The sequence below is a fragment of the Vibrio sp. 10N.286.52.C3 genome (genome assembly GCF_041468865.1).
In the GTDB taxonomy this organism is placed as follows: Bacteria; Pseudomonadota; Gammaproteobacteria; order Enterobacterales; family Vibrionaceae; genus Vibrio; species Vibrio crassostreae_C.
In genome coordinates, this window is record NZ_JBFRJM010000001.1 from 145,019 (window position 1) to 155,986 (window position 10,968).

General features: G+C 44.2%; 8 protein-coding genes. 1 reads left to right on the forward strand and 7 read right to left on the reverse strand.

The window, feature by feature from the left end; translation table 11 throughout:
- Positions 1–39: 39 nt before the first annotated feature.
- On the forward strand, positions 40–711 hold the full coding sequence (locus AB4138_RS00600; RefSeq protein ID WP_080582236.1) for a GntR family transcriptional regulator: 672 nt from the start codon (positions 40–42) through the stop codon (positions 709–711).
- Between the two features lie 582 nt (positions 712–1,293).
- Here AB4138_RS00600 and AB4138_RS00605 read toward each other — a convergent pair.
- The 7 genes from AB4138_RS00605 to AB4138_RS00635 form a co-directional block, all read right to left on the reverse strand.
- The gene (locus AB4138_RS00605; RefSeq protein ID WP_372304656.1) at positions 1,294–3,177 is read right to left on the reverse strand and encodes a diguanylate cyclase; all 1,884 of its coding nucleotides are present in this window, start codon (positions 3,175–3,177) and stop codon (positions 1,294–1,296) included.
- 113 nt (positions 3,178–3,290) lie between these two features.
- Complete coding sequence (gene ilvN, locus AB4138_RS00610) at positions 3,291–3,785, reverse strand: acetolactate synthase small subunit (RefSeq protein WP_008219984.1); 495 nt, start codon at positions 3,783–3,785, stop codon at positions 3,291–3,293.
- A gap of 1 nt (position 3,786) precedes the next feature.
- Positions 3,787–5,544, reverse strand: coding sequence for an acetolactate synthase 3 large subunit (locus AB4138_RS00615; RefSeq protein ID WP_372304658.1), 1,758 nt, complete (start codon positions 5,542–5,544; stop codon positions 3,787–3,789).
- 460 nt (positions 5,545–6,004) lie between these two features.
- Positions 6,005–7,813 (reverse strand): long-chain fatty acid--CoA ligase, encoded by a 1,809-nt coding sequence (locus tag AB4138_RS00620; protein ID WP_136973936.1) that lies wholly within the window; start codon positions 7,811–7,813, stop codon positions 6,005–6,007.
- Between the two features lie 201 nt (positions 7,814–8,014).
- Positions 8,015–8,974 (reverse strand): transcriptional regulator LeuO, encoded by a 960-nt coding sequence (leuO, locus tag AB4138_RS00625; protein WP_017061397.1) that lies wholly within the window; start codon positions 8,972–8,974, stop codon positions 8,015–8,017.
- A gap of 346 nt (positions 8,975–9,320) precedes the next feature.
- A complete protein-coding gene (locus tag AB4138_RS00630) occupies positions 9,321–10,376 on the reverse strand; it encodes an MJ1255/VC2487 family glycosyltransferase (protein WP_017068817.1) in 1,056 nt (351 codons plus the stop codon).
- Positions 10,377–10,430: 54 nt separating this feature from the next.
- Positions 10,431–10,955, reverse strand: coding sequence for a phosphatase PAP2 family protein (locus AB4138_RS00635; protein ID WP_017062930.1), 525 nt, complete (start codon positions 10,953–10,955; stop codon positions 10,431–10,433).
- Positions 10,956–10,968 lie beyond the last annotated feature (13 nt).

The following is a 10,968-nucleotide window of genomic DNA, read 5'->3' on the forward strand; positions in this document are numbered from 1 at the left end:
TTCTAAGAGACGGATTAGCAGACTAGAAATCATATATAGATGAGGTTTGTAATGTCTAGTCCTACGCTCACTGACAAAGTATCAAAGATGATTCGCCAAGATATTCTTAATGGTGAGTTAACCCCAGGCCAAAAGCTTGTTGTTGCTGATCTAAAAGCACGCTACAACGTTGGCGCATCCCCTATTCGCGAAGCCTTGGTACAGTTATCTTGGAGCAAATACGTAAAGCTAGAGCCACAAAAAGGCTGCTGGGTATCTCCTGTATCAAAGAAAGAACTGAATGACCTATACGAAAGCCTTCGTGTTGTATCATCGGTTCTGCTTAAAAAAGCGATTGCAGCAGGTGATGAGAGCTGGGAACTGGATGTACTAACGTCTTACCATAAACTATCGCGAGTACAGTACGTATCTGAAGAGTTTGACTGTGTAGAATGGGAAGAGCGCCACCAGCAATTCCATGTCGCACTGCTTGAAGGTGCAGATTCAGAGAACATGTTTAAGTTCTTTGATGACCTAATTAACCAAGTGAAACGTTACCGCTTCCTCGCTATGTCTGCAGAAAGCGCATCAGATGATCTGTTCAATATTGATGAACACGAAATGATCATGAAACTAGTACTGTCTAAGAATGTAGAACAAGCGACTGAACTGCTTGATCAACACCTGCTAGGTTCAATGAAACGAATTGAAGAAGTTATCGAAGCGGCATAACGCTAAAGTAGCTTCTAACCAAATAAAAACGGAGCCCAATGGCTCCGTTTTTTGTTTCCAGTATTACGACTGAACTACCACCCAAAAAACTCTTTGTGATGAGTATTGAGCAGCACAACCATAGGTAAAAAATACAATGCACTAAGTTGAAAGCCAAGAATGGCTAATGTGCCTATGGTTAACCTCACTAAAAAATCGACAAACATACCACGCCTCTTTTAACCAGACTGTATGATCCCCAAACTATTGCTCCAGCTAACCTAATTCTACTGCTGCCTTTCAAGTTATTGATAAGGCTAGCTAACCAGCTGAATTAAGTTAACGGTGTCATCCTTTTACATCTGGTAAACACTCTATTTATTACATCGTTTAACACGATGTAATCTGAAGCAAAGTAGTTTACTTACTGTTAATTTTAGCTCAAATTTCCACCAACATTAGACTTTAGTCTAACTGTATAGATTTTGTGACACAGGTCGCTCAAAAGTGAGATTCCTAATAAAAAGAGGGAAAGGAAAAAGGAGTCGGGGCGCGACTTGAAGAGGTGAAGCAAATAGAAGACAGGACTAGATAGAAGCGAACCTAAGCGACATCATCGTAGCTAGGACACATAGAGACCGTATTACGGCCAGACGATTTAGATTCGTAAAGCGCAACATCCGCACACTTGTATGAGCGAGTGCTGTTACTGGTTAAATCCGTAAAGCCAACACTCACCGTTATCTTAGTTCCGGCAGCTAGCTCAATCTCAATTCGCAAGCGATCCAATACGCGCTTTGCTTCTGACAGTGAGGTGTGTGGCATCAAGAGTGCAAACTCTTCTCCTCCGACACGTGCAACAAAGTCCGTCCCACGAAGGCTATCTTGCAGAAGTTTAGCAACACCAGCGATCACACGGTCACCTTCGTCGTGGCCAAGCTCATCATTGATTCGCTTGAAGTTATCGATGTCCACCAAGGCTAAGCAGGTGGTCGCTTCGATCGGGTAACGCTCAACTAAGCGAGAATAGTAGGCCAGCTGCTCTTCGAATTTTCGTCGGTTCCAGAGATTACTCAAAGAGTCACGTTCACTTAAAATCCTCAAACGTACCTCAAGCTCCTTCCTTACGGAAATATCAACCAACGAGGTGATGTAGTAACTGACTTTGCCTGAATTGTTTTTGACCGCATGCACTCGCATGATCGCAGTAAAAGGAATACGCAGCTTGTTCTTACACTGAACCTCCCCTTCCCATACTTCTTCTTGCTCTAAATGACTCCAAATAGCCGAGCTTGAGAGCACTTGGTCGGTATTCTCAAGCAGCAACTGCAATGCATTTTGACCGATCACCTGTTTTTTGCAGTACCCAGTCATGTTCTCAAATTCGTTGTTGATCATCATTGTGCGGTGCTGCTTGTCAGAGATCATCACTGCCGACATACCATTCAATGCGGCGCGTGCCAATTTACTCTCTAGGCTTCGGCGTCGGCAGTGCGTCACCAGGTAAGCAAACGGGAAAGCGAATATCAGCACCGTAATCAGAACAATGATCTCTTCATGGGCCAAATCATCTAGATCACGCTCAGCCCGATCCATCAGTTGCTTTTGATTAAGTTGAATCAGTAAATGGACCTTTTGACTGTTCGCGAGCATAACCGTGTTAAAGGCAAACAAATTACCATCTTCAAAAACGTATCCCACCTGATCATTGGAGATCGCATCCCACGTCTTCGGCGCGATATTTTTCAGGTTATAGCCTTTTCTTTCAGGAATAGAGTCTCCGAACAACTTACCGCTGTTGTTACTCGCGATGAAGTAACCCGCGTCATTGAGAACTTCTGCTCTAAGATCGTTATCTGGTGAAAAGCTCAGACGCGACGATAAGCCCCATACATCAAGATTGATGACGAGGTAGCCTACTCTTTCGTCAGGGGTTTCTACTGGGGTAAAGACACGGATTACCGGCGAATAAGGGAAGGTGACTTCACCATGCTCAGTTTCAAGCTCAATACCCCAACCGCCAATCTGTTCGGCTTCTAGTTTTTGAGCGTATTGGAAGTAGTTAGAATCCGACCTATCTTGCAGCTGTTGAGGAAACGTCACTCTACCGGTATCAGAGGAATAGTTAACACGCACCAATTCTTTGCCAGTGACATCTAACAGATGGATTTGTGTATACCACTTCTGGTTCACGAGAACAGATTGCCAGACCTCTTCAAGTAGATGTTTGGTTTGGTCTGAGGGAGAGGAAGCAAAGTTAACCAAGCTCTGGCTATGACTGAGTAGCTCCATGACCGAGACTAACTGAGTCTTGAGAAGATCATAATCTCGCTTGGCATACACTAACTGATGAACGGCTTGCTTAGCTGAGTAGTCAAAGCTCTGCTGTTTTACTTCTTTGTAGCGCTGCAAATAATACAGACATACTGCAGAAGACAATATGATAGAGATAATCAGCAATGTAATTATTGATTTTTTATTTCGCATTGCTAACTCAGATGAATGGAAGTGCAGCGCGGGATTATAGCACTCTAAAAAATTAACAAAATAAAAGCCGCTTAAAAAAGCGGCTTTAAAGTTATTTTTTAAAGACTTATCGTCTAGGCTTTCAACGCACGTTCGCCTCGTGCGATGCCAACAACACCACTTCGAGCTACTTCAAGCACTTCCGTCACTTCAGACAGCGCCTGAATGAAGGCATCCAGTTTCTCGCTAGTACCCGCCATTTGAACCGTATATTGAGAAGCCGTAACATCAACGATCTGACCACGGAAGATATCCGCTGTGCGCTTCACTTCCGCACGAGCAAAGCCGCTCGCACGTACTTTTACCATCAACAGCTCACGTTCAATGTGTTCAAGTTCAGACACTTCTTGCACTTTTAGTACGTCGATTAGCTTATGCAGCTGTTTCTGGATCTGCTCAAGCTGCATTTCGCTCGAGTTAGTGGTTACATTAAGACGAGACAGCGTCGGATCATCGGTTGGCGATACGTTCAAAGACTCGATGTTGTAGCCACGCTGAGAAAACAAGCCAACTACACGAGAAAGCGCACCAGGTTGGTTTTCCATTAGTAGTGAAATAATGTGTCTCATATTATGTTCTCTCCGTTTTGCTTAGCCACATGTTATCCATACCCTCGCCTTTGATTTGCATTGGGTATACGTGCTCGGTGTCATCCACACTAATATCGACAAATACCAAACGGTCTTTCATCGCCAGTGCTTTTTCCAAACCTGATTCCAATTCATCCGGAGATGAAATGCGCATACCAACGTGGCCATAAGCCTCAGCGATAGCAGCAAAATCAGGAACAGAGTCCATATATGAGTTAGAGTAACGGCCTTGATAAACAATGTCTTGCCACTGTTTTACCATGCCTAGGAAACGGTTGTTAAGGTTAATAATCTTAACCGGGATATTGTATTGCAGCGCAGTCGACAGCTCTTGGATATTCATTTGAATACTGCCGTCACCGGTTACCACAACCACCTCTTCATCTGGCTTAGCAAACTTAACGCCCATACCAGCAGGCAGGCCAAAGCCCATCGTGCCTAGACCACCAGAGTTAATCCAACGACGTGGCTTGTTAAACGGGTAGTATAAAGCAGCAAACATTTGGTGTTGACCTACGTCAGAAGCAACATAGGCATCGCCATTGGTTACTTTATGCAGTGTTTCAATTACTTGCTGTGGTTTGATGCGCTCAGACGATTTCTCGTAAGCTAGGCAGTCACGCTCTTGCCACTGCTTGATTTCACTCCACCAGCTTTCAATCGCTTCTGCATCGTTAGTGCCGCCTTGCTCAACGAGCAAGTTCACCATGCTCTCTAGAACCTTTTCAGCAGAACCTACAATCGGTAGATCCACTTTTACGTTCTTAGAGATCGAAGATGGGTCGATATCAATGTGCATGATCTTCGCATCAGGGCAGTACTTATCTAGGTTATTAGTCGTTCGATCATCGAAACGTACGCCAATACCAAAGATCAAATCCGCATTGTGCATCGCCATATTGGCTTCATATAAACCATGCATGCCTAACATACCCAAAGAGTTCTTATGGGTGCCAGGGAAAGCGCCAAGCCCCATTAGGGTGCTTACCACAGGTAAATTCAGTGCCTCTGCTAATTTTAACAGCGGCTTATCTGCCTCAGAAATAACCGCACCACCACCGACATAAAGTACCGGCTTCTTCGCTTCAAGAAGGGCTTTTAGCGCCTTTTTGATCTGACCTTTATGACCCGTAACCGTTGGGTTATACGAACGCATTTTGAGCGTTTCTGGGTATTCATAAGGAAGCTTGATTTGTGGGTTTAAGATATCTTTCGGCAGATCAATAACCACAGGACCGGGACGCCCTGTCGTTGAAATATAGAATGCTTTTTTAACGACTTCAGGGATATCTTCCGCTTTCTTAACTAAGAAGCTGTGTTTAACGATCGGGCGTGATACACCCACGATGTCACACTCTTGGAAGGCGTCATTACCAATGAGGTTATTTGGTACGTTACCAGAAATAACAATCATTGGGATTGAGTCCATGTAGGCTGTTGCAATGCCAGTAACGGTATTGGTCGCACCTGGACCAGAACACACAAGTACTACGCCCGGTTTGCCGGTAGAACGAGTATAGCCATCAGCCATGTGGGTAGCGGCTTGTTCATGTCGTACTAATACGTGTTTAATTTCAGCAGTTTTAGCATGCAGCGCATCGTAGATATCAAGTACAGAACCACCTGGGTAACCAAAGATTTGTTCTACACCCTCTTCAATTAGAGACTGCACCACCATCTCAGCGCCGGATAACATTTCAGCGCCGGATGACATGGCTGTTTCAGGTTTTATTGTCATATTGCTCTCCTCACCAGTTTCCAATCATATTTGGTGAACATGTTGGGCTGGTTTTTCATAGTCTAGGGCTTATTCGTAGCCTAATTCGAAATACTTCCACTTTTTCGGCTATGGCTGTCTGTCGTGATAACAACAAACAGTAATACGAAACAACTTTAACGCTTTATTATCATCTGGTCTAACACCTGTTATTCGGCAACTGTGCCAAAAAACCAACTATTAGCTCAAAGCATTAAATAAAACCCAACTCAGCCCCCCACGCCAGGTTTAAACACTAGTTAGCGAACAAAAAAAAGCACTTAATATTTTAATAGATCGCTATTTATCGATAAACCGCGAGCTTGCTGGTGTGCGCTTTCGCACATTGTGCTGTGTCATTAGATACAAAAAATCCCCCTAAAAATGCAATCACATTCGTAGGGGGATTTTTAAACAACTGAAAATTTATCTAAGCAGAAAACTACTTATCTTTAGGCTTTTCGTTGTACATTTCTTCGATTTCGTCTTGATACTTATCGTTGATAACTTTACGACGCAATTTTTGAGTTGGTGTCAGTTCACCATCATCCATAGAAAATGCTTTTGGTAGCAGTTTGAATTTCTTCACTTGCTCAAACTTAGCCAGTTCTTGCTGTAGGTCATTCACACGCTTTTCTAGCATCTCGACGATTTGGTGGTGCTTAACCAGTTCAACGCGATCGTGATACTTGATATTAAGCTCTTTGGCGTACTCTTCTAGCGAGTCATAACAAGGAACAATCAGCGCAGAAACGAATTTGCGTGTATCAGCGATAACAGCAATCTGTTCGATAAAGTGATCTTTACCAATCGCACCTTCAACCACTTGCGGGGCAATATACTTACCACCAGAAGTTTTCATCAGCTCTTTGATACGATCAGTAATGAACAGGTTACCATTTTCATCAAAATGACCCGCATCACCGGTTTTCAAGAAACCGTGCTCATCGAATGTCTTAGCTGTCTCTTCTGGCATCTTGTAGTAGCCACGCATCACCATTGGACCGCGAACAAGAATCTCGTCCTTAGCACCAATTTTTACTTCTGCGCCCGGCATCGACATACCAATCGAATCAGGGTTAAAACAGCGATCATCCCAACAAGATACTGTTGCCGTGGTTTCTGTCATGCCGTAGCCAAGTTTTACGTTGATGCCGATAGCATGGAAGAAACGACCAATCGTCTCATCAAGCTTCGCGCCACCACATGGCATGAAGTTGATGTTACCGCCGAGTAGAGCGCGCAGTTTAGATAGCACAAGCTTATCAGCTAGCGCATGGCTCTTCTTCAGCATCAACGATGGAGTACGACCTTCTTGGTGACAAACTGAAAGCTTTGCTCCCATGTTCACCGCCCAAGTAAATAGCACTTTACGAATAAATGGTGCTTTAGATACCTTCTCGTGAATCGCAGAGAAGATCTTCTCGTAGAAGCGTGGAACCGCACACATTACAGTAGGTTTCACATCACTTAGCGCATCACGCACTTGCATCGTATCTTGCAGGTAGCAGTTGGTTGCGCCTTTATAAAGAACGTAGAACGTCCAAGCACGCTCAAATACGTGTGATAACGGTAGGAAACACAATGAGACATCGTCTTTACTCAGGCTAAGGCGCTCATCGTGGCCTTCTAACTGGTAGCCAATGTTGGTGTAATCAAGCATTACGCCTTTTGGCTGACCTGTGGTACCAGAGGTATAGATAAGAGTCAGCAGGTCGTCCATGCTTGCATCAGCAAGACGCACGTCAAGTTCAGCTTGTTGTGCTTCAACGCCGCGCGCCATGAAATCAGCCCAAGATACCGCAAAGCTATGGCCTTGAAGATCGATATCATCAGACATCGCGACAACCACTTCTAGCTGTTCGCACTCTTCGAATAGGCTCACCGCCGCGTCAAATTGAACTTGCTCACCAACGAATAAGATCTTCACATCCGCATTTTGGATGATGTAAGACGACTGTGCTGCTGTGTTGGTTGGATAAATCGGCACAGTCACAAGACGAGCTTGTAAAGATGCAAAATCTGCCACGGTCCATTGAGGCATATTATTTGAATAGATACCGATCTTATCTTGAACTCTCAGTCCCTGAGCCAATAGTGCTAATGAAAGCGTATCGATTTGTTGTCCAAACTGCTCCCAGCTAATACCTTGCCATACATTGTCTACTTTGTGCTTCAAAGCTGTACGGTTGCCGCCTTGGGCAATTTGGTCACGAAGTCTTTTTACGATATGAAAATCTAAATTGGCCATCTCTTTACCTTTGGCTTACACCTGTAAGCTTTTTTGAGCGCACAAGTGTACCTCTGATCATGGAAAAGGCAACTGATGAAGCTCAAAGTTATAAGTAATAGTACGTCTCACGCTAAGTTTTCTATCAACAAAAATAGCAGGTACAAAAAAGCCCCAAGCCAGACTCCTAGCTTAGGGCTTATAAAACATAGGGATTAGTGTCTAGTTAAGTGCCACTACTTCGCCACAGATCATCATTAACTGATCTCGTAACCAAATGTGTCCTTTGTCCTTTTCACTTGATTCGTGCCAGCTTAGGAAGCCAGAAATCGCCGCATTATCGAATGGGAAATCTAGAATCTGAAGCTGCTCTTTGTTTGCTGCATGTTCTACCATCCAACGAGGAGCAATTGTTACTAGTTCAGATTGGCCTACAACGTAAAGAACGTTGCTTAAGCTCGTACCTTCGTAGAAAGGCGTGCAATCTAGGTCACGGTAAGCTTGCTCAGAGAAGCTACGTTGACCATGGATGCGAGACAGTTTTGCGTGCTTTTCGTTAAGCAGCTCTGCCGCAGAAACTTCACCGTTGATACGTGGGTGAGAAGCAGAAGCAACCACAACTAATTCGTCTTGGAAGATTTCAGTGCTTGAGAAGCCTTGCTCATCAAAACGAGCGTAATCAATAACGAAGTCGATTTCTTGGTAGCGCATACGCTCAGAAAGTTGACGATCGAATTCAGCATCCATGTGCAGTTTCACGCTAGGTGCTTGCTCGTTGATTGTCGACATAATCTTAGGAGCAAAACGCATATCACAAGGGCTGCAAATCGCTAGTTTGAACAGGCGAGAAGACGACTCTGGAGAGAACACAGAACTTGGTAGTTCGTTGCGTACTAACTGTAGCGCTTGGCGGATTGGACCAAACAACTGACGAGCACGTTGAGTCGGTTGAATACCACGACCTTGACGCATGAATAGTTCGTCGTTAAACATCACTTTTAGACGAGCAACAGCGTTACTTACAGCAGGCTGAGACATACCCAGATTGTGAGCTGCACGTGTAATGTTTTGCTCTTGCATAACTGCATCAAATACAGTCAAAAGATTTAAGTCGACTCCACGAAGTGTGCTTTCCATTCTGTAGCTTGCAATAGCACTCATTGCGTCTTTCTTATCTAACATTCAAGTTGCCTCTTGTCGGTTCGACAGCGTTAAATTGGTAATGGTATGAGAATAGATAACCACTAATTCTTATATTTATCAGACCGATGTTTTTCGGATTGACATTACTATTAACCAATGCATCTCGAGCTACCAACAAGATTGATAAAGAATAATTTTATTTTACCTTAATGATTAAACAACATCTAAAAATCAATTATTTATAGAGTTATAAAAAAACATAAAATGCGTCACTTATGAGTTTAATTTCGACTTATTTAGCTGTTCTATCGTTTGGTTACATTTGTTACAATTTATTGAACTCGTGAATTGTTCAACCGGTCAATTCAGAAATAGCACTTATGAGTTAGGTGAGCGATGCATAACTTGGAAAGTCGACCTTGTCCCAAAGTTGCTTTCTTAAATCATCTTGATTAGACCAATTCCCTGCTAATACCCACTCAACGAGTGCACTTGCCACGTCTGGATAGGTGACCACTTCGGCCTGTTTTTCACTGAGCCAAGCGCGCAAGATAGCCGCATCTAAAAACGTCATGGTTTGAGCTAACCCAAGGGCCTCTAGCGTCGCCACATTGCTCTGTTGTTCGAACTGTCCTTCGAGTGGTTTGAGAAGCAATTTCTTCCCCAAAGTTAGGGCTTCAGATGGCAATTCAAAGCCGCCATTTGCGACCACACCAGAGCACTGATTGAGGTCGAATTGAAAGCCCGCATGACTCAGTGGTTTGAACTCAATATTTTCAACTCGGCTATGCTCAATCACATCCGGGTGGTAACAGACAAAGTTTTGCGAAATGAACTTCATCAGCAGCTCTGAGATCGACTCAAGATCCTCAAATGGCAAATAGACCAACGTAAAGTCTTGTGCTGTTTTGGTTTGTTGCTCACCAACCAGCGTGTGAACGATAGGCGGCAAAATCGGCTGTTCAAAGTGATACCAGTGCAAGCCAATAGAGTGCTCGGTTGGGGCGAAATGTTGAATCACTGAATGTTCAATCCAGTTGCCCCCTTCTTTGGGTACATCATAACGAAACGCATTCTGGTGGCTTATCCCAATGCATGGCACACCTTGTCTCTTAGCCGCCCATGCAGTGACAGGCTCAAAATCATTAATCACTAAGTCATAAGGCGTAAGATCGATCTGGTTAATCTCACGGAGAAATCGCCAGATGTTGTTCTTCATGAATGTTTTGCCGTATTTAACCTGCCCCTGCTCGCTGTAAAAAGTTAAGCCGCTGCGGGTCTGATAGTTGCCAAACGCTTCCATCGAAAAGTATTTGCTCTCATCTCGCCCAGAGAACAGAAAATCGACATCAATATTTTGCTGACGAAAAGCGACGGCCATTGCTCTCGCTCGAGCGATGTGCCCATTTCCTGTGCCTTGTACGCCATATAAAATTTTCATGCATGTTCCTTTAAATTTACCACTTAAGCTCGGCAGTGGTTGCCAACAAAATAATTACAGGATGAAGCTGATAGCGAGGCTGGTACAAGCGATGCCCAAGGCTGCGCCAATCAGTACGTCCGTTAAAAAGTGCACACCGAGCAGGATTCGAGAGCCTGCAATCGCAGTTGCCCACACCAAGCTAAAGAGGTACAAGCTCGGATAGAAATGCCCGATTAGGGTCGCCATAACAAAAGCAGCAGCGGAATGCCCTGAAGGCAGACTGTATTTATCGGATGGCACAATATGAGAGTGAAGTAGTGAAGAGAATTCAGCTGGTCGACGGCGCTTGAGGGTATTTTTAGCAAACCAGTAAATAGGCAGTTCGATTGCGAAGGCGGTTAAGCCCACCAAAAGAAAGTCTCGACCGGTGTTGCTATCGACCAGCAGTGCAATCAAGGCAATCAAAACATAAAGGTGTCCATCTCCAGTATGAGACACCGCTTTACTGAGCGTTGCATGTTGCCCGCCATAGCGGTTGTTTAAACAGAAAACAGAAAATGCCACATCCCAGCGGACAATAGGTTCGATAGTACGCATACGATCTCCTTAA

Excerpts from the sequence above, each read along its gene's own strand:
- AB4138_RS00600 (WP_080582236.1), top strand. The coding sequence starts at position 40 with ATGAGGTTTGTAATGTCTAGTCCTACGCTCACTGACAAAGTATCAAAG.
- AB4138_RS00605 (WP_372304656.1), bottom strand. The coding sequence starts at position 3,177 with ATGCGAAATAAAAAATCAATAATTACATTGCTGATTATCTCTATCATA.
- ilvN (WP_008219984.1), bottom strand. The coding sequence starts at position 3,785 with ATGAGACACATTATTTCACTACTAATGGAAAACCAACCTGGTGCGCTT.
- AB4138_RS00615 (WP_372304658.1), bottom strand. The coding sequence starts at position 5,544 with ATGACAATAAAACCTGAAACAGCCATGTCATCCGGCGCTGAAATGTTA.
- AB4138_RS00620 (WP_136973936.1), bottom strand. The coding sequence starts at position 7,813 with ATGGCCAATTTAGATTTTCATATCGTAAAAAGACTTCGTGACCAAATT.
- leuO (WP_017061397.1), bottom strand. The coding sequence starts at position 8,974 with ATGTTAGATAAGAAAGACGCAATGAGTGCTATTGCAAGCTACAGAATG.
- AB4138_RS00630 (WP_017068817.1), bottom strand. The coding sequence starts at position 10,376 with ATGAAAATTTTATATGGCGTACAAGGCACAGGAAATGGGCACATCGCT.
- AB4138_RS00635 (WP_017062930.1), bottom strand. The coding sequence starts at position 10,955 with ATGCGTACTATCGAACCTATTGTCCGCTGGGATGTGGCATTTTCTGTT.